This is a genomic window from Pseudomonas sp. LBUM1676, assembly GCF_059695605.1.
The window spans coordinates 6,032,866-6,056,111 of record NZ_CP166777.1; the positions used below are offsets into that span (position 1 = coordinate 6,032,866).

15 protein-coding genes are annotated in these 23,246 nt (G+C 59.7%); 7 read left to right on the forward strand and 8 right to left on the reverse strand.

Annotated features, from left to right (window positions below; genetic code table 11):
- Positions 1 to 105 precede the first annotated feature (105 nt).
- Positions 106 to 1,926: a hypothetical protein gene (locus ACA041_RS27915; RefSeq protein WP_497438747.1), complete on the forward strand. Its 1,821-nt coding sequence runs from the start codon at positions 106 to 108 to the stop codon at positions 1,924 to 1,926.
- Positions 1,927 to 1,931: 5 nt separating this feature from the next.
- On the opposite strand, the gene ACA041_RS27920 is transcribed toward ACA041_RS27915, so the two are convergent.
- Positions 1,932 to 2,270: a PA4575 family protein gene (locus tag ACA041_RS27920; RefSeq protein WP_128874476.1), complete on the reverse strand. Its 339-nt coding sequence runs from the start codon at positions 2,268 to 2,270 to the stop codon at positions 1,932 to 1,934.
- Between the two features lie 317 nt (positions 2,271 to 2,587).
- Positions 2,588 to 5,026, reverse strand: a complete 2,439-nt coding sequence (locus ACA041_RS27925; protein WP_497438748.1) for a Lon protease family protein — start codon at positions 5,024 to 5,026, stop codon at positions 2,588 to 2,590.
- A 275-nt stretch (positions 5,027 to 5,301) separates the two neighbouring features.
- Between ACA041_RS27925 and ACA041_RS27930 the strand changes: the two genes are divergently transcribed.
- The 3 genes from ACA041_RS27930 to ACA041_RS27940 all read left to right on the forward strand — a co-directional run bounded on the left by ACA041_RS27930 (position 5,302) and on the right by ACA041_RS27940 (position 8,475).
- Positions 5,302 to 5,790: a DUF3015 domain-containing protein gene (locus ACA041_RS27930; RefSeq protein WP_497438749.1), complete on the forward strand. Its 489-nt coding sequence runs from the start codon at positions 5,302 to 5,304 to the stop codon at positions 5,788 to 5,790.
- A 93-nt stretch (positions 5,791 to 5,883) separates the two neighbouring features.
- Positions 5,884 to 7,737, forward strand: coding sequence for an Lnb N-terminal periplasmic domain-containing protein (locus tag ACA041_RS27935; protein ID WP_497438750.1), 1,854 nt, complete (start codon positions 5,884 to 5,886; stop codon positions 7,735 to 7,737).
- A gap of 243 nt (positions 7,738 to 7,980) precedes the next feature.
- Entirely contained in the window at positions 7,981 to 8,475 is a 495-nt protein-coding gene (locus ACA041_RS27940) for a GreA/GreB family elongation factor (protein ID WP_497438751.1), read from the forward strand.
- Here ACA041_RS27940 and gdhA read toward each other — a convergent pair.
- On the reverse strand, positions 8,472 to 9,809 hold the full coding sequence (gene gdhA / locus ACA041_RS27945; protein ID WP_497438752.1) for an NADP-specific glutamate dehydrogenase: 1,338 nt from the start codon (positions 9,807 to 9,809) through the stop codon (positions 8,472 to 8,474). The genes ACA041_RS27940 and gdhA overlap by 4 nt on opposite strands.
- 370 nt (positions 9,810 to 10,179) lie before the next feature.
- Positions 10,180 to 11,844 (reverse strand): energy-dependent translational throttle protein EttA, encoded by a 1,665-nt coding sequence (ettA, locus tag ACA041_RS27950; protein WP_497438753.1) that lies wholly within the window; start codon positions 11,842 to 11,844, stop codon positions 10,180 to 10,182.
- A gap of 284 nt (positions 11,845 to 12,128) precedes the next feature.
- On the opposite strand from ettA, the gene ACA041_RS27955 reads away from it, so the two are divergent.
- Both ACA041_RS27955 and glyA read left to right on the forward strand, forming a co-directional pair.
- Positions 12,129 to 15,977: a bifunctional diguanylate cyclase/phosphodiesterase gene (locus ACA041_RS27955; RefSeq protein ID WP_497438754.1), complete on the forward strand. Its 3,849-nt coding sequence runs from the start codon at positions 12,129 to 12,131 to the stop codon at positions 15,975 to 15,977.
- Positions 15,978 to 16,227: 250 nt separating this feature from the next.
- A complete protein-coding gene (gene glyA, locus ACA041_RS27960; RefSeq protein ID WP_017340875.1) occupies positions 16,228 to 17,481 on the forward strand; it encodes a serine hydroxymethyltransferase in 1,254 nt (417 codons plus the stop codon).
- 250 nt (positions 17,482 to 17,731) lie between these two features.
- Here glyA and yjiA read toward each other — a convergent pair whose 3' ends face one another.
- The 3 genes from yjiA to ACA041_RS27975 all read right to left on the reverse strand — a co-directional run bounded on the left by yjiA (position 17,732) and on the right by ACA041_RS27975 (position 21,144).
- A complete protein-coding gene (yjiA, locus tag ACA041_RS27965) occupies positions 17,732 to 18,703 on the reverse strand; it encodes a GTPase (protein ID WP_497438755.1) in 972 nt (323 codons plus the stop codon).
- A gap of 162 nt (positions 18,704 to 18,865) precedes the next feature.
- Positions 18,866 to 19,063, reverse strand: coding sequence for a YbdD/YjiX family protein (locus ACA041_RS27970; protein ID WP_054616680.1), 198 nt, complete (start codon positions 19,061 to 19,063; stop codon positions 18,866 to 18,868).
- 14 nt (positions 19,064 to 19,077) lie between these two features.
- Positions 19,078 to 21,144, reverse strand: a complete 2,067-nt coding sequence (locus ACA041_RS27975) for a carbon starvation CstA family protein (protein ID WP_497438756.1) — start codon at positions 21,142 to 21,144, stop codon at positions 19,078 to 19,080.
- Between the two features lie 158 nt (positions 21,145 to 21,302).
- Between ACA041_RS27975 and ACA041_RS27980 the strand changes: the two genes are divergently transcribed.
- Positions 21,303 to 21,671 carry a PilZ domain-containing protein gene (locus ACA041_RS27980; RefSeq protein ID WP_497438757.1) on the forward strand — a complete coding sequence of 123 codons (369 nt, stop codon included), beginning with the start codon at positions 21,303 to 21,305 and terminating at the stop codon, positions 21,669 to 21,671.
- A gap of 143 nt (positions 21,672 to 21,814) precedes the next feature.
- Here ACA041_RS27980 and radA read toward each other — a convergent pair whose 3' ends face one another.
- Complete coding sequence (gene radA, locus ACA041_RS27985) at positions 21,815 to 23,182, reverse strand: DNA repair protein RadA (protein ID WP_064675792.1); 1,368 nt, start codon at positions 23,180 to 23,182, stop codon at positions 21,815 to 21,817.
- Positions 23,183 to 23,246 lie beyond the last annotated feature (64 nt).

The following is a 23,246-nucleotide window of genomic DNA, read 5'->3' on the forward strand; positions in this document are numbered from 1 at the left end:
CAGAAACAACCGAAAAATCCGTAACCTGCGCGTGTGTGACAAGGTTTTTCTGCTAGTGTCCAAACCATTGACAGCTCAGCGACATCGGACAGGAAGACGGGAAAAATGGAAGTGCGATTGCCTTTAACGAGCGCCGGAATTTGCCTGGCTCTGCTGATGAGCGGCTGCTCACCCAGTGATGAAAAGCGCCAGGTCAGCCTCGAGGAAAAGACGGCGCAGTTCGAGAAGTCCCTGGATGCGATTCAGGACCCGAAACTCAAGGATGCCGTGGCCGAACTCGGCGGTTCACTGTTGTTGCTCGAGCGTGCGCAGCTCAAACTCGAGAGCAAACCCGTGGAAACCGAATACGACGAAGACGTCCTCGCCGTGCTCAAGCACTACCCCACGCCACAGGACCTGATCGACACCTACATCAACGGTCTGTTCGTGCTGCACAAAGACTCAAGCTCCGACTACCTGACCGATCTGCAACCGGTGTTCCCTTTCAACTTCAACATCCCGGCCGCGTTTCTCTTTCCCCATGGCCTGGAATGGCAATCGGTGACCTTGAGCAACAAACGCGTCATCCCATTCCAGCCGGAATGGTCGGAAACCGATCCCGGCATTCAACTGAGTCCATCGAGCTCCAACCTGACCAACCCCGATGATCTGACGGTCACTTATCCCTTCATCGATGGCCTGGACGTCGAAAACAAGCACCAGCCTCAGCCGGTGAGCCTGCAAGGCAAGGTGGAAGTGATCGCGCCGCGCCGACTCTACAGCTTCGACCTGACACAAAAGGACGTCGGTCAGACCCGCACCAACAACAATCTCAGCGTCACCCTGCTGAAGCTGGAAAACAACTACGCCGAAATCGAATTCAGCAACAGCGCGCCCCTGGCTTCCGAGCTCAGCGACACTTCGCTGAACCCGTTGATCGTTCAGGCCAGAGACAGCACCGGGCAATTTCTCTCGCGCTCAGGCTCGATCAATGAAACTGCCGCACAAATTGCCTTCTATCAAAAGCAACTGGCGAATATGCAACAGCAGAAGGCCTGGAGCGAATCGTTCGAAAAACAGCTGGACGAAGAGCAACGCAGCTTTGAGCAGCAACAGAAGCGCCATTACTCCAAGGTGTACTTCAACGGGCAGATCGAGACCCTCGAAGTCGGCGTGCTGGATTTTTCGACTGCCACAGTGATCCGCAAGGACTTGAACTTGCCGGTACGCCGCTTCGACCCGCACACCACGGCAACAGCCATTCAGCCACTTAAGTTGCCGGTGGTGGTGTACGACGACCAGGCTTCGACCTGGCTCAAGAGTGCGACGCTGGGCGAGGAACAACTGAAAAAGAGTGTCAGCATCAGTCAGTCAGTCGAAGATCCGAGCGCTGCGCGCATCGAGTTCGATCATCCCAGAAGCTTCAATGATGAACTGCTCGGTACCGCGTTGAACGCCGGCAGCAGTCCCGTCACGTTCTTTACCGAAGACGGTAGCAGCCAGCGCGGCGAGCCGATCGAATTGCCGCCGCAGGCGTACCAGGTCGATCCCCTGCGCGGCATGATCACCTATGACCTGAACCTGTTTCCGGAAACACCGGCTTATGCCGTCGGCTCTTTTCCGCTGTTCATGGCCACCGTCGACAAGAAAACCATCGACGCCCACCAATTACCCAAAGGACTGGAGATCAAAGGCAACGCGCTGGTGGTTGACTCGAAAGCGTTTCCCGCCCAGGACTGGCGTTTTTTCGCCAAGGACGGCAGTGGCCGTTATCTGAAGGAGATACTGTCGGTCAGTCACGATGCGAGCGCAGAAGGCCCGGCGATATTCGCTGTGCATTACTTCTACGGCCAGCCCATCCAACTGGAAACCTACCAGCGAACCGACCTCGCCACCGTGCAATATGGTTTCGAGGTCAAACTCGACAAGGCTGACCTTGCCCAATAGTCATCTCAGCGATCGGGCCGGAACTCGAAGCCGAGATTGCGCGAACGGCCACCGTTGATTTCCCGCAGCTGGGCTTGCAGGTGCAGGCACCAGATTTGTGGATCATCAGCCAGCTCGTAGCCGTGCAGGGTCAGGCTTTCCACAATGGTGTCGAGGATCGATTCAGCCACGAAGGGGCCATGAAACGGGCCTTGGGCTTTGATGGCTGAAGGTTGTTCGCCGGCCATTCCGGCGGCGAAAAGCAAGGTCCACATGCCCGTATCCCCCGCCAATGGGCGGATGGCACACTCGATACGGGTCACAAGACCCAGGCATTGACGGGTGAGGCAGAGGTTGCGCGACATGGCGGCGACCCTCGGTAGATCCGGTATTCAGCCCCCACGGGAAGGCTGTCTCGATCCAGTGATACTGTCGATATCCTTGAGCTGATCATAGAAGAAAAGTCTGACTAGCACGTCAAGTAAGACCAGAAGGCGCCGAATGGTCATTGTGTGAATATTGACGTCAGACTGATGGCACCTGTTCAGATTTAACACAATGCAAATGTGGGAGCGGGCTTGCTCGCGAAGAGGGTGTGTCAGTTGACATCAATGTCGTCTGACACACCGCTTTCGCGAGCAGGCTCGCTCCCACAGTGATTGAGGGTGACCTCAGGTTTGTGTCAGGCTGGTTTGGCTTCGACCAGGGCTTCCAGTGCAGCTTCCTTCTCGGCCTCCTTGAGGTCTTCGTCGCTGATCATTTCCGCGATCACCCGCAAGCGTTCCACTACCCGTGCGTTAACGCTGCCTTCAGGGAACTCGCCATTCTCGTCCGGTGCACCCGCCGGTTCACCGACCAACAGGCTCAGCGCCTCGTCAGCCTGGCGTACCGCGTAAACATGGAACTGCCCCGCACGCACCGCCGCCAGTACCTTCTCGTCGAGCATCAGCGTGGCAACGTTTGCATGCGGAATGATCGCCCCCTGCTCACCCGTCAGCCCGCGAGCTTCGCAGAGCCGGAAGAAGCCTTCGATTTTCTCGTTGACCCCGCCCACCGCCTGCACTTCACCGAACTGGTTGATCGAGCCGGTGATCGCAAAGCACTGCTTGAGCGGGGTTTTCGACAAGGCCGAGATCAGGGTGCACGCCTCGCCCAGCGACGCACTGTCGCCATCGACATAGCCGTAGGACTGCTCCAGGGCGATGCTCGCGGAAATCGCCAGGGGGAATTCCTGGGCATAACGACTGCCCAGGTACCCGGTGAGGATCATCACGCCTTTGGAGTGGATGGGCTGGCCGAGGTTGACCTCACGCTCGATGTCGACGATGCCGCTGCCACCCGGATACACCGTGGCGGAAATCCGGGCCGGCACGCCGAAGGCCGAGTCGCCCACTTCCAGTACCGTCAGCCCGTTGCATTTGCCAACGGCTGCACCGTCCGTGTCGATCAGGATGATCCCGGCCAGCATGTCATCGAGAATCCGCGCCGAAACGCGTCCGGTGCGGGTGGCCTTGGCCTTGAGCGCACGCTCGATGTGCCCGGCGTCGGTCATCTCGTCGGCGGCCAGCTGGCGAATGAAATCCGCCTCGCTGACCAGTTGGAACAGATCACCGATCCGCGCCGACAATCGCCCTTGGTGTTCGGCCAGACGCGCGCTGTAAGTCGCCAGGCGTGCTACCGCATCGGCGGTCAGCGGCGCCATGCCTTCTTCGGAGGTGCGGGTTTTGAGCAATTGGGCGAACTGCTCCAGACTCTCGTCGAGCATCGGGATGTCTTCGTCGAAATCCACCAGGACGCGGAACATCTCCTGGAAGTCCGGATCGAGGTCTTGCAGCGTGTAGTACAGCTGCCGGGCGCCGATGATGACCACTTTGACCTGCAACGGAATGTGTTGCGGCGTCAGGGTTACGGTGGCGAAACGGCCCATCTCGCCCAGCGGCGATTCCATTTTCAGTTTGCGCGATTGCAGAGCGCGTTTGAGCGCATCCCACACGAACGGCTCGCTGAGCATTTTTTCCGCTTCGAGAATCAGGAAGCCACCGTTGGCGCGGTGCAGCGCACCCGGACGCAACTGGCGATAGGTGGTGTAAAGCGCGCCCTGATCGGTGGTGTACTCGATGCGGCCGAACAGGTTTTCGTAAGTCGGGTGCGGCTCAAAGACCACTGGCGCACCGCCGCTGAACGGATGACCGACCACCAGGCTCGGCGCGTACTGCTCCTCCAGCAGTTTGCGCGCGACCGCGTCAGGCTTGCTGTCATCCACCAGTTGCTCGACCACGGTCTTGAGCAGGTACACCTGCATCGCCTGCAGGTAGCCGCAGACACCGGCGTTTTCCGCGTATTTTTCCGACAGTGGCGCGAGCAGTGGCTGCAAGGCCAGGGTGATGGTTTCTTCGTTGAGCTGTCGCAGTTGATTGCTCGACTCGCGCTTCCACTGCGCCAGGCTGGCGAGTTCTTCGTTCAGCCGCTCTTCCAGCCACGAAATGTCGTCATGGAAACGCTCGCGATCGGCTTCCGGCAACTGGGCGAATTCCGCTTCGTCCACGGCCTTGCCTTCAAACATCGGGGTAAACGCGATGTTGCTGCTGTCGCGATACAGCGCGACGTCTTTCTCGAGCGCCAGGCGCTCGATCACATCCAGTGCGCGGTCATAACGTTGATTGAAGGCGCGGTCGATGGCGCTTTTCTTCTGCTGGTACGACGGGTGCTCGAACACGGCCGGGAAAGTTGCCAGCAGGTTATCGATCAGACCGTTGATGTCATCGATGAAGGCGCCGGCGGTGCCCGAGGGCAACTCCAGCGCGCGAGGTTCGCGAGGATCCTCGAAATTGTTGACGTAGACCCAGTCCGCCGGGGTCTGCAGGCGTTTGCCTTCGGCCCTCAGGTAGCGTTTGACGAACGAAAACCGGCCAGTGCCGGGCTCGCCCATGACAAATACGTTGTAACCGGGGCGTGGCATGGCCACACCGAACTGCAAGGCTTCGACCGCACGTTCCTGGCCAAGCACACCGCGGAAGGGCTCCAGATCATTGGTGGTAGAGAAGCTGAACTGTTCAGCGGAAAACGGACGGGTCAGCGCTTCGGGCGCTAGACGCAAGCTGGCAGCAACAGGATCAGGCATCGGGCTTCCTTACATCAGGCGGGGCAGATAGCGGCATTCTGGCGCTGCCCATGGCTCTCTTGCAAGGCGCGCCTAAAGCCAAAGCATAGCCAAACTGACATCTCCAGGCGGGCCGGGTCTAAATCAATGCTTTCAACGAATGTATTGCGAAAAATCACGGAACCCCTGGAACGTGCCTAAACTCCAAACTGCGCGGCTGGAACAATAACCGGCCCACTGGCGCCAGATCGGGCCAGACCCTGTCCATTGGTATGCACATAAAAGAGAACATAGCTATGAAACGGATTCTTCTCGGTACTCTCTTCACCGCTGTATCCATCAACGCCATGGCTCAGGCGCCAGGCGGCCCGGATTGCGGTTGGGGCAACATGCTGTTCGAAGGTCAGCGTGGCACCCCGGCTCACTTCCTGGCATCCACCACCAACGGCACTTCCGGCAACGCCACCTTTGGTATGACCTCAGGTACCAACGGTTGCTCGACCAATGCAGCGCTGACGTATGGCGGCAAATCCTGGCTGGCCATGAATGGCATGATGAACGAGCTGTCCGAAGACATGGCTAAAGGTCAGGGCGAAGCGCTGACCACTTATGCCGTGGTACTGGGCGTGGCGCCGGAAGACCGTGCGCACTTCGCCGCCGTGACTCACGAGCACTTCCAGCAGATATTCAGCAAGGCTGACGTGACCGCTGAAGATGTGCATACCAACACCCTGGCCGTGCTGAAAAGCGATCCTCGTCTGGTCAAGTACGCCACTCAAGCTTAAGCTCGACCCGCCCGCTCCTTTCGGGGAGCGGGTTTTGTTTTTTGGACCTTGCCCCGCCTTGGGTCTTTATTCTCGAATTCTAAGTTGCCCACTATGCTCAAACGCCTTGCCTGGCTGGCGCTCTGTGTCTGCGCCCCGCTGTCCGCCGCGCCACACATCGACAATCAACGTTTGCAGCAACTGGCCAACGACCCTTTCTGGATTTCCCTGGGCCACTACGAAACCGCCAAGCTCGGCGGCTGGCGCAGCTATGTCAGTGACCCGAAATTCTTCCTAGCTCCCGATGGCAACGAACATCCGGACCGAGAGCTGGCAGCGACGGTCAACGCGCTGTACGCCCCCGCGAGTGCCGGTGAACAACATGCCCAGTGCGTCTATCCCGCCCGCACCCGCTGGCTGAAGGCGCAGCTGAGCCTCAGCGATCTGCCGCAACCGGACTGCAATGAGTTCAAGCAATGGTTCAAGGATGTCTCGCCCCACAGCGCGGTGATGATTTTCCCGGCGGCCTATCTGAACAGTCCCTCATCGATGTTCGGCCACACTCTGCTGCGCATCGATCAGGCTGACGTGCAGCGCGATCAAACCGCCCTGCTCAGCTACGCGATCAATTTCGGTGCGTACATCGAAGGTTCGGACAACAGCATCCTGTATGCCTGGAAAGGCTTGATGGGCGGCTATCCGGGCCTGTTTGCACTGGTGCCTTATCAGGAAAAACTCTCAGAATACCGCAGTCTGGAAAACCGCGATCTGTGGGAATACCGACTCAACCTGACCCAGGCCGAAACCGAGCGTATGGTCGAGCACGTCTGGGAACTGAAACAGATCAAGTTCGACTATTTCTTCTTCGACGAAAACTGCTCCTATCGCCTGCTGGAACTGTTGCAAGTGGCCCGCCCGAGCCTGCGGCTGACCGAACAGTTCCCGCTGACCGCGATCCCCACCGACACCGTCAAAGCGGTGAAGGAAGCCGGGCTGGTGCAATCCATCGAGTATCGTCCGTCTCGGGAACGTGAATTGCTCAGTCGCGCCGAACCCTTGACCGATGAAGAACAGCAGTGGGTACTGAAGGTCAGCGCCGACCAGAAGCAATTGCAAACCCCGGCGTTCAAGGCTCAGGCCCGCGACCGCCAGGCGTTGATCATCGATGCTGCGTACCGACTGGAGCGCTACCGCGCCAATGGCCAGGAACGCGATCCGCAACGGGCACAGCGCAGTTTCGAGCTGCTGCGAGCGATCAACCAGAACCCGGCACCGGAGTTGGACATCCCGCGCCCCGGCCTGCCCGAGGACGGTCATGAATCCCGTACATGGCAGGCGGGCATCGGCACTCGCGGCGACCAGGCTTTCGGCGAATACGGCCTGCGCATGGCCTATCACGACCTTAACGACAATTCCGAAAGCTTCCCCCTCGGTGCGCAGATCGAAATCCTGCAGATGAAACTGCGCCAGTACGAAGGCAATCAGTGGCAGTTGCAGCAGCTGGACCTGGCAACCATCCGCTCCCTGACCCCACGCAACGAGTTGTTGCAACCGCTCTCGTGGCAAGTCACGGGCGGCCTGGAGCGTGTGCCGGGCAAGCATGACGACGAAACCCTGGTCAGCCACGTCAACGGTGGTGGCGGCGGTACCTGGCAACTGGGCGACGACCTGCTCGGTTTCGCCTTGGGCACCGTGCGCGTTGAGCATAACAATGACTTTGCCGGCTTCATCGCCCCGGCGGCAGGCTTCAACAGCGGTCTGCTGTGGAAAAACCCGCTGGGCAACTTCAGCCTCGAGGCCAAGGGCGATTTCTTCACCAACGGTGAAGTGCGCCGCAGCCTGAGCCTCAATCAGCAGTGGGAACTGTCGCGCAACCTCGGGCTGCGCCTGAGCGCCCAGCGCGAATTCAGCCACCTGGCCTCACCCGAGAAAGAGGTGATGCTTGAGCTGAAGTGGTATCACTACTGACTCCGAAGCGCCGCGATTCCCTTGTGGGAGCGAGCCTGCTCGCGAATGCGCAGTGCCAGTCGACATCAACATTGACTGATCCACCGCCTTCGCGAGCAGGCTCGCTCCCACAGGGTTTTGTGGAGCTTGATGGATCGTTACAAATCGTCGAACCCGTCTAGCGTCGGCAATAAGTCGTTGGCGGACATTTATCGAAACTAAAACCCTGTGACCATGGCCCAAACCCTATTACGGGAGAAAACCATGAGTCGCGCCTTCGTCAATGAAGATAACGCTGCCGCGCAAGCCGATCAGCCAGTCGAACGGCAGGTCAGCGCCCAGCCCAATTACGTCACACCCACAGGCTTGACCCAGTTGCAGGCGAAAGTCGCTGAGCTGCAACAACTGCACAGTGAGCAATCGGCCAAAGGTGAACAGGCAGACAAGCAGCGCCTGGCCGACCTTGAGCGGGATTTGCGCTATTTCAAACAGCGCCTGCAAAGCGCCCAAGTGGTGACACCACCGAGTTCGACCCAGAAAGTGCAGATCGGCAGTCGTGTGACGTTCGCCGACGAGCATGACGCCGAACACCGGGTGCAACTGGTCGGTGAGGACCAGGCCGATGCGGCGGCGGGCCTGATCAACTGGGGTTCGCCGCTGGGCCGGGCGTTGCTCGGGGCGCAACTCGGTGACGAGGTGCTGTGGCAACGTCCGGCTGGCGATCAGCTGATCGAGATCATCTGCATCGAACCAGCTTAAACCACGCCTTGGGCGAGCATGGCGTCGGCGACCTTGACGAAGCCGGCGATGTTGGCGCCTTTGACGTAGTTGATCCGGCCGTTTTCTTCGCCGTAATGCACGCAAGCGTGGTGGATCGCCTGCATGATGGCGTGGAGCTTGGTGTCCACTTCACCACCGGTCCACAGCAGGCGCATGGCGTTTTGCGACATTTCCAGTCCGCTCACCGCGACACCGCCGGCATTGGAGGCCTTGCCCGGCGCGAACAGGATACCCGCGTCGATAAACAGATCCACCGCATCCAGAGTGGTCGGCATGTTCGCGCCTTCGGCTACACAGACGCAGCCATTGCGCAACAACGTGCGCGCGGCCTCGACGTCGAGTTCGTTCTGGGTGGCGCACGGCAGGGCGATATCGCAGACCAGATCCCACGGGCACTGGCCGGCACGGTATTCCAGGCCAAAACCTGTGGCCAACTCGCTGATCCGCCCGCGCTTGACGTTTTTCAGCTCCAGCAGTGCCGACCATTGTTCCTCGGTCAAACCCGCCTCGCAGTACAAGGTGCCTTCGGAGTCGGAAAGGGAGATCACCTTGCCGCCCAGGTCCATGACCTTGCGTGCCGCGTATTGCGCGACATTGCCGGAACCGGAAATGGCGACGCGCTTGCCTTCGAAGGTTTCGCCGCTGCGCTTGAGCATTTGTTCAGCGAAGTACACACAGCCGAAACCGGTGGCTTCCGGACGAATCAGGCTTCCGCCATAGCTCGGGCCCTTGCCGGTCAGCACGCTGGTGAACTGATTGCTCAGACGCTTGTACTGGCCGAACAGGAAACCGATCTCCCGGGCACCGACACCGATATCACCCGCGGGAACGTCAACGTCCGCGCCTATGTGACGATACAATTCGCTCATGAAGGCCTGGCAGAAACGCATGACTTCAGCGTCGCTTTTGCCTTTTGGATCGAAGTCCGAGCCGCCCTTGCCGCCTCCCATGGGCAACGAGGTCAGCGAGTTTTTGAAGGTCTGTTCGAAAGCGAGGAACTTCAATACGCCCAGGTTCACCGATGGATGGAAGCGCAAACCGCCCTTGTAAGGGCCGATGGCGCTGTTCATCTGGATACGGAAGCCGCGATTGACCTGCACTTTGCCCTGATCGTCGACCCAGGAAATCCGAAAAACGATTGCCCGCTCCGGCTCGCACATCCGCTCCAGGATGCCGGAGGTCAGGTAATGCGGATTGGCTTCAAGAAATGGCCACAGGCTGCGCAGGACTTCTTCCACGGCCTGGTGGAATTCGGGTTGGTCCGGGTCGCGTTTTTTCAGGCGGGCAAGGAACGATTCGACGGATTCGATCATGGAAAAGTCTCGGCAAATTTTTGTCGTAGGGAGAAATTGGGCCGGACTTTAACAAAATGGTTACGCACCAGGACAGCGCCGAATGTCGCGAATATGAAATTAAATGGTGCATTGGATATAAATTAATTCGATTCAGGGATGATTTCGCACCTTTATAGGGATTCGCGATTTTAGTTTTGCACCATCTTATCTACCGCTCCCGCGAGCAGGCTCGCTCCCACAGGTGATTTGTGCTCACCACAAGTTCAATGACTGAACAAAGATTCAGTGTGGGAGCGAGCCTGCTCGCGAAAGCCGCGCTGCGGTCTTCTGTAACCCCAAAAAAAACGGAGCCTCGAAGGCTCCGCTTTTTCATGCAACCAACCCGAAATCAGGCCAGTTTCTTGTGCCGTACACGATGCGGCTGGGTGGCCGCTTCGCCAAGGCGTTTGCGGCGATCGGCTTCGTATTCGGTGTAGTTGCCTTCGAAGAACACCGCTTGCGAGTCGTCTTCGTACGCCAGGATGTGAGTCGCGACGCGGTCAAGGAACCACCGATCGTGAGAGATCACAATGGCGGCGCCCGGGAAGTCCAGCAGGGCTTCTTCCAGGGAACGCAGGGTTTCAACGTCGAGGTCGTTGGACGGTTCGTCGAGCAGCAGGACGTTGCCGCCCTCTTTCAGGGTCAGGGCCAGGTGCAAGCGACCACGCTCACCACCGGACAGATCCTTGACGAACTTCTGTTGATCGCCGCCCTTGAAGTTGAAGCGACCGACGTAGGTGCGCGACGGGATCTCGTAGTTGCCGATACGAATCTGGTCGGAACCGTCGGAGATCTGCTGGAACACCGTCTTGCTGCCATCCAGGTCTTCGCGGCTCTGGTCCACGCAGGCAAGCTGCACGGTTTCGCCGACTTCGATGGTGCCCGAATCCGGCGTTTCTTTGCCCATCAGCATGCGGAACAGAGTCGACTTACCGGCACCGTTACCGCCGATCACGCCAACGATGGCGCCTTTAGGCATGGAGAACGACAGGTTGTCGATCAGCACGCGATCGCCGTAGCCCTTGGAGACGTTCTTGAATTCGATAACCTTGTCGCCCAGGCGCGGACCGGCCGGGATATAGATCTCGTTGGTTTCGCTGCGCTTCTGGAATTCCTGCGATTGCATTTCTTCGAAGCGTTGCAGACGAGCCTTGGATTTGGACTGGCGGGCCTTGGCGCCTTTGCGCACCCACTCCAGTTCTTCCTTCATGGCTTTTTCGTGAGCCGACTGCTGCTTGGACTCCTGGGCCAGACGATCAGACTTGGCTTCGAGCCAGCCCGAATAGTTGCCTTCGTACGGGATACCGGCGCCGCGGTCGAGCTCGAGGATCCAGCCGGCGACGTTGTCCAGGAAGTAACGGTCGTGCGTGATCGCAACCACGGTACCCGGGAAATCGTGGAGGAAATGCTCCAGCCAGGCGACGGAATCGGCGTCCAGGTGGTTGGTCGGTTCGTCGAGCAACAGCATGTCAGGGGCGGACAGCAGCAAGCGGCACAGGGCCACACGACGCTTCTCACCACCGGACAGGAATTCGACCTTGGCATCCCAGGCCGGCAGACGCAGCGCGTCGGCGGCGACTTCCAGTTGGCGATCCAGGTTGTGACCGTCGCTGGCTTGCAGGATGGCTTCGAGCTTGGCCTGTTCTGCCGCCAGTTTGTCGAAATCGGCATCTTCGTCAGCGTAGGCCGCGTAGACCTCGTCCAGGCGCGCCTGGGCGTTCTTGATCACGCTGACCGCTTCCTCGACCACTTCACGCACGGTCTTGGTCGGATCCAGGATCGGTTCCTGTGGCAGGTAGCCGATGTTCAGGTCCGGCATCGGACGGGCTTCACCGTCGAATTCGGTATCGACGCCGGCCATGATTTTCAGCAGTGTCGACTTACCCGAACCGTTGAGGCCGAGTACGCCGATCTTGGCGCCGGGGAAGAACGACAGCGAAATGTTTTTCAGGATTTCCCGCTTCGGCGGAACAACTTTACCCAGCCGATGCATGGTGAAGACGTATTGAGCCATGGAGAACCTTGGGTCAGTGACTGATGAATGATTGGAGCGCGGGCGATGCCCGGCCAGACTGTGCGCGATGCCGCTTGATAGTGACCAATGCGTGCGCGCTGGAAAAGTCTGATTCTAGGAGCTGGAACGCTCCCGCGTAACCGGCAAAGCTACCTTAATGACGGGAGGCAGTCCAGCCGGGAGGGGCTGGCACTTTGCCACAACTCAAGGCATGCTAGCCGCCCTTCGGGCGTCCGGCTTATAGTGCACGTCGCGCCAGTCCAGCCAAACCGCAGGATTTCAGTTTGTCCAACGCCACCCCGCCAGCTTCCGTGAGCGCACCCGATCCTGCGACCGGCACACCCCTGCGCGGAACCCTGAAGGGCGCACTGGCGGCACTGGTTCTGTTATTGCTAGCATTGCTGTTCTTGCAGCTTCTGGATCAGCTTCGCGAAACCCGGAAAAATCAGCGTCAGTACACCATCGACTACACCGCTGACCTGGCCTCGCAAGTCAGCCTGAACATGGCGTTGAACGCCCAGATCGCCCTCAACCTGCTACCGATCGTCGAACAACCGCAAAGCGCCGACGAACAGCAAGCGCTGCTGCGCAAACTGCAACAGTCCTTACCCGACCTGCACAGCCTGGCATTGCTCAGTCCCTCCGGGAAAATCCTCAGCGACAGTGCCGCCGACAGTCAGGACGGTGACTACCTGAGTGACCTGGTCCGGCGCAGCCGCGCCCAGGCTCACTATTTCAGCAATGCCAATGACGGCTCGGTGGTGCATCTGTTGTTGCATCAAGCCAGCGGCAGCGCGCGGGGTTACTGGGCGTTGCGCCTGAGGCCGACGTTTTTCGCATCACTGACCAAACAGAATGAAGCCGCCATACGCCCTCTCTGGCTGGTGGAAAACCGCATCGATCATCAGATCATCAGCCGCGATCAGACGTTGCCCATGGTCAAGCCAAGCGCGCTGACCCCGGACGAGCTGGCAAACAGCGTGCTGACAGTACCCCTGAGCAGCAGCGATTGGCAGATGCGCGGGCTGTTCGATCGACAACGAGCCATTGAACACCTATTGCCGGCGTTCATCGGCAAATGCCTGCTGGGCCTGGCCCTCTCTCTGTTGCCGTTCCTCGCACTGCTGAACATGCGCCGCCGCCAACGCCAGCTGCATGAAGGCCGTCGACGCTACCAGGATATTTTCGAAGGCACCGGCGTCGCCCTGTGCGTACTGGATGTGTCCGGACTCAAGGACTTTTTCGACAAGGCCCGACTGCATGACAACGAGCAACTGCAGGCGTGGCTGCACATCCCGGAACAACGTCAGCAACTGCTGCGGGAACTGCGCATCACCGAGGTCAACCAGGTCGCTCTGCAGTTGCTCAACATAAACTCCACCGGAGACGCCTGGAAACTGCTGATCGACGGCACTGCGCAGGACAACAATGCAATTGGCAATCAAGTGCTCGAAGCGGTGCTTGGCCAGCAGAAGCAACTTGAACTGGAAATCAAGCTCCAGGACGCCAACGGCCGCGACCAGCACCTATGGCTGGTGCTGCGGCTGCCGCAAGACCCGCAAGACTGTAACGCGGTGATCCTGAGCATTACCGATATCACCAGCCGCAAGCTCGTCGAACTGTCGCTACTGGAGCGCGAAGGATTCTGGTCCGATGTAGTGCGCACGGTGCCGGACCACCTGTACGTACAAGACGTGATCAGCCAGCGAATGATCTTCAGCAACCACCATCTGGGCCAGACGCTCGGTTACAACCGTACCGAATTGCATCAGATGGGCGAATACTTCTGGGAAATCCTGCTGCATCCGGAAGACGCCGATTTTTACCACCGCTCGCGACAAACCCAGCGACAGGCCGGTTATCGGCAATTGCTGCAGTGCCAACTGCGCTTTCGCCACCGGGACGGCAAATGGCGACGGTTCGAGATTCGCGAGCAGGCCCTGGCGCGGGATACGCAGGAACAGGTCACCCGAATCATAGGCGTCGCCAAAGACATCACCGAGCAGATCGAAGCCAGCGAATCCCTGCGCGACAGCGAGCAGCGCTACCGGATGCTCGCCGAAAGCATCAGCGACGTGATTTTCTCCACCGACAGCAAGATGGCACTCAATTACGTCAGCCCCTCGGTGCAAGCCGTGCTGGGTTACGACGTCGGCTGGATTTTCCAGAACGGCTGGCAATCGACCATCGCCAACCCACAACAACTGAGCGGCATCTACAGCCTGATGGACCGGGTCGCCAAGGCGTTGGACAAGCCTGAGCAACTGGCCTTGCTGCGCAGCCAGGTGCAGACCCAATTGTTCCTGTTCGATTGCTTGCGGGCCGACGGGCGCAAGATCCCGATCGAGCTGCGACTGGTGCTGGTCTGGGATGAACATGGCGCGTTCGAAGGCGTGCTGGGCGTGGGTCGCGACATCAGTCAGCAACGCCGGGCCGAGAAAGACCTGCGCATGGCGGCAACGGTATTTGAGCACTCCACCTCGGCGATCCTGATCACCGACCCGGCCGGCTACATCGTCCAGGCCAATGAAGCGTTCAGCCGCGTCAGCGGGTATGCCGTGGAGCATGTGCTCGATCAGTTGCCGAACCTGCTGACCGTCGACGAGCAGCAGGAAGCCCACCTGCACTATGTGCTCAAGCAATTGCACGAGCACAGTACCTGGGAAGGCGAAGTCTGGCTCAAGCGACGCAATGGCGAACACTATCCGGCCTGGGTCGGAATTACCGCGGTGCTGGACGATGAAGGCGACCTGGCCAGCTACGTGTGTTTCTTCAGTGATATCAGCGAGCGCAAGGCCAGTGAGCAACGGATTCACCGCTTGGCCTATTACGACGCCCTGACCCACCTGCCCAACCGCACACTGTTCCAGGATCGCCTGCATACGGCATTGCAATCGGCCGAGCGACACAAAACCTGGGTGGTGCTGATGTTCCTCGACCTGGACCGGTTCAAGCCGATCAACGACTCTCTGGGCCATGCTGCCGGCGATCGCATGCTCAAGGAGATGGCCACGCGCCTGCTCGACTGCGTCGACGATGACGACACCGTGGCGCGCATGGGCGGTGATGAATTCACTTTGCTACTGCAACCCAGGGCTAACCGCGAAATCGCCCTGACCCGGGCGATTCATGTGGCGGAGCAGATTCTTGCCAGCCTGGTGAAACCATTCGTCCTCGAAGGTCGCGAGTTCTTCGTCACCGCCAGTATCGGGATCGCCTTGAGCCCGCAGGATGGCAACGAACTCAGTCAGTTGATGAAAAACGCCGACACCGCGATGTACCACGCCAAGGAGCGCGGCAAGAACAACTTCCAGTTCTATCAGGCGGACATGAACGCCAGCGCCCTGGAACGCCTGGAGCTGGAAAGCGACTTGCGCCACGCGCTGGAGCAAAACGAGTTCGTGCTGTACTACCAGCCGCAGTTCAGCGGTGACGGCAAACGCCTGACCGGTGCCGAAGCCTTGCTGCGCTGGCGTCATCCGCGCCGTGGCCTGGTGCCACCGGCCGATTTCATACCGGTGCTTGAAGAGCTGGGCCTGGTGGTGGATGTCGGCGATTGGGTGATCAGCGAGGCCTGCCGTCAACTCAAGACCTGGCATCAGGCTAAAGTGCGGGTGCCGAAGGTCTCGGTGAATATTTCGACCCGGCAGTTCTCCGACGGCCAGCTCGGTACGCGGATTGCCAACATCCTCAAGGAAACCGGCCTGCCACCGGCGTGCCTGGAGCTGGAACTGACCGAAAGCATCCTGATGCGTGAAGTCAACGAAGCGATGCAAATCCTGGCCGGGTTGAAGAACCTCGGCCTGAGCATCGCGGTGGACGACTTTGGCACCGGCTATTCCTCGCTCAACTACCTCAAGCAGTTCCCGATCGACGTGTTGAAAATTGACCGCACCTTCGTCGATGGCCTGCCTTCGGGCGAGCAGGATGCGCAAATTGCCCGGGCGATCATCGCCATGGCCCACAGCCTCAACCTGGCGGTGATCGCCGAAGGTGTGGAGACCCATGAGCAGCTCGAGTTCTTGCGCGAGCATGGTTGCGATGAGGTTCAGGGGTATCTGTTCGGGCGGCCGATGCCGGCGGGTCGGTTTGAGGCGCAGTTCAGTAATGATGCGTTGTTCGTGTTTGACTGAAGTTTTGCGGTGGGGCTGATTGCCCCTTCGCGAGCAGGCTCGCTCCCACAGGGTGTTTGGGTGTACACAAGATGCGTGGTCACTGAAGATCCACTGTGGGAGCGAGCCTGCTCGCGAAGGGGCCAGCATGATCACCGCTGATCCCGTCATGAAGCCCACTTGTCTGCGACATGATGTCCTTTCATATGCCATCCAAAACCCGTTGGGGTAGAATGCCCCCCTTTTCTGCCCCCGATCCTTGAGGACCGCCATGTTCAGCCGTGATTTGACTATTGCCAAGTACGACGCCGATCTCTTTGCCGCCATGGAGCAAGAAGCTCAGCGCCAGGAAGAGCACATTGAGCTGATCGCTTCGGAAAACTACACCAGCCCTGCGGTGATGGAAGCTCAAGGCTCGGTACTGACCAACAAGTACGCCGAAGGCTACCCGGGCAAGCGCTACTACGGTGGTTGCGAGTTCGTCGACATCGTCGAGCAGCTTGCAATTGATCGCGCTAAGGAACTGTTCGGCGCCGATTACGCCAACGTTCAGCCGCACGCCGGTTCGCAAGCCAACAGCGCCGTGTACCTGGCCCTGCTGCAAGCGGGCGACACCATTCTGGGCATGAGCCTGGCCCACGGTGGCCACCTGACCCACGGTGCCAGCGTTTCCTCCTCCGGCAAGCTGTACAACGCCGTCCAGTACGGCATCGATGCCAATGGCCTGATCGACTACGACGAAGTCGAGCGTCTGGCCGTTGAACACAAGCCGAAAATGATCGTGGCCGGTTTCTCTGCCTACTCGCAGATCCTCGACTTCCCGCGCTTCCGTGAAATCGCTGACAAAGTCGGTGCGTACCTGTTCGTCGACATGGCCCACGTGGCCGGTCTGGTCGCCGCTGGCGTCTACCCGAACCCGGTGCCTTTCGCTGACGTCGTGACCACCACGACGCACAAGACCCTGCGCGGCCCACGTGGCGGCCTGATCCTGGCGCGCGCCAACGCCGACATCGAGAAGAAGCTGAACTCCGCGGTATTCCCGGGCGCCCAGGGTGGCCCGCTGGAGCACGTGATCGCTGCCAAGGCGATCTGCTTCAAGGAAGCGCTGCAGCCTGAGTTCAAGGCCTACCAGCAACAAGTGGTGAAAAACGCCCAGGCCATGGCCAGCGTGTTCATCGAGCGCGGTTTCGACGTGGTCTCCGGCGGTACTGAAAACCACCTGTTTCTGCTGTCGCTGATCAAGCAGGAAATCTCCGGTAAAGACGCCGACGCCGCGCTGGGCAAGGCGTTCATCACCGTGAACAAGAACTCCGTGCCAAACGACCCACGCTCCCCGTTCGTCACTTCCGGCCTGCGCTTCGGCACCCCGGCTGTGACCACTCGTGGCTTCAAGGAAGCAGAGTGCAAAGAACTGGCCGGCTGGATCTGCGACATCCTGGCTGACCTGAACAACGAAGCGGTGATCGACGCCGTTCGTGAGAAGGTCAAGGCCATCTGCAAGAAGCTGCCGGTGTACGGCGCTTAATTGCGACGTTAAATGCGCAGCATGAAAAACCGGCCAGTGATGGCCGGTTTTTTTTTCGGCCGCGATTTGTAGCAGCCGGCTTGCTGGCGAAGGCGTTCCTGAACCCTGTGCTGATCTTTCGGCCGCCTTCGCTGGCAAGCCCGCTCCCACATTTGATCTGCGTCGCCTCGGATGGAGTGGGCAACACAAATCTAATGTGGGAGCGGGCTTGCTCGCGAAAGCGGCCTGAAGTTCGCTGAAAATCTTTATCCTACCCGGCCGCTACCCGCGCAAACCCCTCGCGAATCTTTTCTTCCGGCAAATCATCGGCAATAAACACGATCACACTTTCCCGCGTTTCATCGTCCGCCCATTCAGTGTCCCAATCGAAGCCATACAGCTTCAATACCCCCTGAAACACCATGCGCCGGGGCTCGCCGAGGATGTTCAACACGCCTTTGTAGCGCAGCAATTGCTTGCCATGCTCTTCCAGCAGCTCGTTCATGAACTCGCTGAGTTTGTCGATATCCAGCGGTTTGTCAGTGCGCAGCACCAGGCTGGAAATGCGGTCGACGGAAGGCGCCTTGCTGACCGGTCGCAGGCTCACGCCACCACCGAGGTCGGCATTGAGGTTGAAACCGCGTACGTCGAGCAATTCGGCCAGATCGATCTTGCCGTGGTCGACCACGCGAATCGGCGCGCGACGGTTGATGCGGGTGAGGCGTTCGCACAATGCGGTGAAGGCCGCCTCGTCCACCAGGTCCCGCTTGCTCACCAGCAGGCGGTCGGCGAAACCGATCTGTGCCTGGGCGATGGTCTGGGTCAGGTGCGTGTCGGCGTGCGCCGCGTCCACCAGGGTGATGATGCCGTCGAGGATGTAACGCTCGCGCAGCTCTTCGTCGATGAAGAAGGTCTGTGCCACCGGTGCCGGATCGGCCAGGCCGGTGCATTCGATCACCAGGCGGTCGAAAGCGATTTCGCCACTGTCCAGGCGTTCCAGCAGCAGGTACAGCGCCTTGGTCAGGTCGGTGTGGATGGTGCAGCAGACGCAGCCGTTGGACAGCGTCATCACTTGCACCGGTTCTTCGCCCAACAGTTGAGTGTCGATACCGGCGTCGCTGAATTCGTTTTCGATCACGGCGATCTTCAGGCCGTGTTCGGCTTTGAGCAGGTGACGCAACAGCGTGGTTTTTCCCGCGCCGAGGAAGCCGCTGAGGATTGTTACCGGGATGGGAGAGGACAACTGGAGTCTCCTGTTTCACAAAGTTAAAAAACAACACAAAACAAATGTGGGAGCTAGCCTGCTAGCGATGGCGGACTGTCAATCAACAGTGATGTTGAATGTTCAGCCGCCATCGCCAGCAGGCTAGCTCCCACACGGATTGCTGTTAATCCGATAACTGGATCAACAGCACTTCGGCCCGCCCTTGCCACCGTAACGCGCTTCCTGACGTTCGCGAAAGAACATCTCGTAGCTCATCACCGGCTTGTCCGGGTGTTTGTTCTGCATATGCTCGACGTAGTTGTCGTAGTCGGGCATGCCGACCATCAGGCGCGCGGCCTGACCGAGGTATTTGCCGAGGCGACTCAGGTCATTGAACATGCTGCAATCCTCGATCAAGCATCCGGCAGGGCCTGGAATGGCGCTTCTTTATCCGTACGTTCCTTGGTACCCCAGGCGGCGATGCCGACCTTGAGCGCATAGAACAGGATGCTGAACACCACGAACAGGAAAAGCGCCGTCAGCGTGGCGTTGGTGTAGGCATTGAAGATCACGTGCTGCATCTGGGTGATGTCCTTGGCCGGGGCGAGGATCTGGCCGTTGGCCAGGGCATCGCTGTATTTTTTCGCCAGCGACAGGAAGCCGATCGCCGGGTTGGCGTCGAACAGCTTGATGAAGCCGGCGGTGGTGGTGCAGATCAGCAGCCAGACCGCTGGCAGCATGGTGACCCAGACGTAGCGTTGGCGTTTCATTTTGATCAGCACCACGGTCGCCAGCATCAGCGCGATCCCGGCCAGCATCTGGTTGGAGATGCCGAACAGCGGCCACAAGGTGTTGATACCGCCCAGCGGATCGATCACCCCTTGGTACAGCAACCACCCCCACATGGTCACGCATCCGGCGGTGGCGATCAGGTTGGCGGTCCAGGATTCGGTGCGTCTCAGCGCCGGGACGAAGGAGCCGAGCAAGTCCTGGAGCATGAAGCGTCCGGCACGGGTACCGGCGTCGACTGCGGTCAGGATGAACAGCGCTTCGAACAGGATCGCAAAGTGGTACCAGAACGCCATGGTATTTTCACCCGGCAGGACACTGTGCAGGATCTGCGCGATACCGACCGCCAGGGTCGGGGCACCGCCGGCACGGGCCAGGATGGTGGTTTCACCGATGTCCTTAGCCACCGCTTGCAGGGCTTCGGGGGTAATGGCAAAACCCCAGCTGCTGACGGTCTGTGCCACCGTCACCACGTCACCGCCGACGATCGCCGCCGGACTGTTCATGGCGAAGTACACGCCCGGCTCGATCACCGAAGCGGCGACCATGGCCATGATGGCCACGAAGGACTCCATCAGCATGCCGCCGTAACCGATGTAACGGGCATGGCTTTCGTTGGCCAGCAGTTTCGGCGTGGTACCCGAAGCGATCAGCGCATGGAAACCCGAGACCGCGCCACAGGCGATGGTGATGAACAGGAACGGGAACAGACCGCCCTTCCACACCGGTCCCGTACCGTCGATGAACTGGGTCAGTGCCGGCATTTTCAAATCGGGCATGGTGACCAGGATGCCGATCGCCAACGCAATGATGGTGCCGATTTTGAGGAAGGTCGACAGGTAATCGCGCGGCGCCAGAATCAGCCACACCGGCAACACCGCCGCGACGAAACCGTAGCCGATCAGCATCCAGGTGATCTGCACGCCGGTGAAGCTGAACGCCTTGGCCCACACCGGATCGGCGGCAATCTGCCCGCCCAGCCAGATCGAACCGAGCAGCAACAGCACACCGATCACCGAGATTTCGCCGATGCGACCCGGACGGATGTAGCGCATGTAGATGCCCATGAACATCGCGATCGGGATGGTCGCCATCACGGTGAAGATGCCCCACGGGCTTTCAGCCAGGGCCTTGACCACGATCAGCGCCAGCACCGCGAGGATGATGATCATGATCAGGAAGCAGCCGAACAAGGCGATGGTCCCGGGGATGCGGCCCATTTCTTCGCGGACCATGTCACCCAGGGAACGGCCATTGCGCCGGGTGGACAGGAACAGGACCATGAAGTCCTGCACCGCACCTGCCAGCACCACCCCGGCAATCAGCCACAGCGTGCCGGGCAGATAGCCCATCTGCGCCGCCAGCACCGGACCGACCAGCGGCCCTGCGCCGGCAATGGCCGCAAAGTGGTGACCGAAGAGCACGTGTTTGTTGGTCGGCACAAAGTCCAGACCGTCATTGTTGAGCACGGCGGGGGTGGCCCGTCGCGGATCGAGCTGCATCACATTGTTGGCGATGAACAGACTGTAGTAACGGTATGCAACCAGATAGATGGCCACGGCGGCGACCACAATCCACAAGGCGTTGATCGCCTCGCCTCGGCGCAATGCCACGACACCAAGAGCGCACGCCCCCACGATTGCCAGCAGCAGCCAGGGTATGTGGCGTAGCAGGCTATTATTATTTTTCATTTTTTGATTCCAGCCAGGGTGGACAAGAAAGACAGCCATCCCGAGTTTAGCTCGCCTGACCGCAAAGGCCATACCCCGATATGGGTCTGGACGCCTGCCTTGCTCGCAGGCTTTGCCATCAGGGGTCTATAGTCAGCGAACATTTCGAGGATTACGCCATGAGCGAGCACCCTGCCGATCGCCGCCGCTTCAAACGTATTGCGTTCGATGCCCGAACCGAGCTGGGCCAGGGGGCATTCATCTGGCCGGTGAAGCTGATCGACTTGTCCCTGAAAGGGCTGTTGATTGAAAAGCCCGAGCCGTGGCTGGGAAATCGGGAACAGGATTTTTTCGTCGACATTCATCTGAACGATGAAATCGACATCACCATGGACGTGCGCTTGACCCACGACGATCACGGCCAGCTCGGTTTCGTCTGCCATCACATCAGCCTGGAGTCCATCGAACGTCTGCGACGGTTGATCGAACTCAATCTGGGGGACCCGCAGGAGCTGGAGCGGGAGCTGGGGGCATTGATCGAAATCTGACGGCCCTACCCTTCCGATGTGGGAGCGAGCCGGCTCCGGGCGGCGTTCCGACGAAGAGGGCATCACCTTCAACATTCATGTTGCCTGTCATGCCGCTTTCGCGAGCAGGCTCGCTCCCACAAGAACTGCGTCCAGCCCAGAAATTATTCGAACAATGCATCCAACGCCTGTTCCAGACGTGTCACGGCAATAATCTGCAACCCTGGCGGTGCCTCTTTCGGCGCATTGCCCTTGGGCACGATGGCACGCTTGAAGCCGTGCTTGGCTGCTTCCTTCAGGCGCTCTTGTCCACTGGGCACCGGACGCACTTCGCCGGAAAGCCCGACCTCCCCAAACACCAGCAAATCGTGGGGCAGTGGCCGGTTGCGCAAACTGGACATGACCGCCGCCATCAGCGCCAGGTCGGAGGCCGTTTCCAATACTTTCACCCCACCGACCACATTGAGGAACACGTCCTGATCGTGGGTCGGAATGCCGCCGTGACGGTGCAGCACCGCCAGCAACATCGCCAGGCGATTCTGATCCAGCCCCAGCGTTACCCGACGCGGGTTGGCCAGGTGGCTGTCATCCACCAGGGCCTGGACTTCCACCAGCATCGGCCGGGTCCCTTCCCAGGTCGCCATCACCACACTGCCCGGCACTTCTTCCTGAGCACGGGTCAGGAAAATCGCCGACGGGTTGGAGACTTCTTTCAAGCCCTTGTCGGTCATGCCGAACACGCCCAGTTCGTTGACCGCGCCGAAACGGTTTTTCACCGCCCGCAGCAAACGCAAGCGACCATCGGATTCACCTTCGAAATACAGCACGGTATCCACCATATGCTCCAGCACCCGCGGCCCGGCTAACGCGCCTTCCTTGGTCACGTGGCCGACCAGGAAAATCGCCGTACCGCTCTGCTTCGCATAACGCACCAGCAACGCCGCACTTTCACGAACCTGGGAGACACCGCCCGGCGCCGATTGCAGTTGTTCAGTGAAAATCGTCTGGATCGAATCGATCACCATGACCTTGGGCTTTTCCTGCCGAGCCGTGGCGATGATGGTTTCGATGCAGGTTTCGGTCATGACCCGCAATTGATCCTGTGGCAAGCCCAGGCGGCGGGCGCGCATGGCTACCTGTTGCTGGGATTCTTCGCCGGTGACGTACAGGGCCGGCATACTCTTGGCGAGATTGCACAAGGTTTGCAGCAAAATGGTCGATTTGCCGATACCGGGGTCGCCGCCGATCAGCACCACCGAACCGTCCACCAGGCCCCCGCCCAGGACGCGATCAAGTTCGCCGGAGGCGGTAGAGAAGCGCGGGATTTCTTCAACGCTGACTTCGGCCAGGGTCCTGATCTGCGCCTGCTGACCCGTCCAGCCGGTGCGACCGCTGGGCGCTGCGGCCCCGCCGCTCTCGACCATGGTTTCCGTCAGGGTGTTCCAGGCACCGCACTCACCGCACTGGCCGGCCCACTTGGGAAAGGTTGAGCCGCACTCGGTGCAGCCGTACATGCGCTTGGCCTTGGCCATCTGAACTCCCGGCAAAAACCGCGATGATAGCTCAGCTGGACTGAATCAGCGCGACGCAGTCGCC

Bases quoted from the DNA above. Each gene is read 5' to 3' on its own strand.
- ACA041_RS27915 (WP_497438747.1), top strand. From the start codon at position 106: ATGGAAGTGCGATTGCCTTTAACGAGCGCCGGAATTTGCCTGGCTCTG.
- ACA041_RS27920 (WP_128874476.1), bottom strand. From the start codon at position 2,270: ATGTCGCGCAACCTCTGCCTCACCCGTCAATGCCTGGGTCTTGTGACC.
- ACA041_RS27925 (WP_497438748.1), bottom strand. From the start codon at position 5,026: ATGCCTGATCCTGTTGCTGCCAGCTTGCGTCTAGCGCCCGAAGCGCTG.
- ACA041_RS27930 (WP_497438749.1), top strand. From the start codon at position 5,302: ATGAAACGGATTCTTCTCGGTACTCTCTTCACCGCTGTATCCATCAAC.
- ACA041_RS27935 (WP_497438750.1), top strand. From the start codon at position 5,884: ATGCTCAAACGCCTTGCCTGGCTGGCGCTCTGTGTCTGCGCCCCGCTG.
- ACA041_RS27940 (WP_497438751.1), top strand. From the start codon at position 7,981: ATGAGTCGCGCCTTCGTCAATGAAGATAACGCTGCCGCGCAAGCCGAT.
- gdhA (WP_497438752.1), bottom strand. From the start codon at position 9,809: ATGATCGAATCCGTCGAATCGTTCCTTGCCCGCCTGAAAAAACGCGAC.
- ettA (WP_497438753.1), bottom strand. From the start codon at position 11,844: ATGGCTCAATACGTCTTCACCATGCATCGGCTGGGTAAAGTTGTTCCG.
- glyA (WP_017340875.1), top strand. From the start codon at position 16,228: ATGTTCAGCCGTGATTTGACTATTGCCAAGTACGACGCCGATCTCTTT.
- ACA041_RS27970 (WP_054616680.1), bottom strand. From the start codon at position 19,063: ATGTTCAATGACCTGAGTCGCCTCGGCAAATACCTCGGTCAGGCCGCG.
- ACA041_RS27975 (WP_497438756.1), bottom strand. From the start codon at position 21,144: ATGAAAAATAATAATAGCCTGCTACGCCACATACCCTGGCTGCTGCTG.
- ACA041_RS27980 (WP_497438757.1), top strand. From the start codon at position 21,303: ATGAGCGAGCACCCTGCCGATCGCCGCCGCTTCAAACGTATTGCGTTC.
- radA (WP_064675792.1), bottom strand. From the start codon at position 23,182: ATGGCCAAGGCCAAGCGCATGTACGGCTGCACCGAGTGCGGCTCAACC.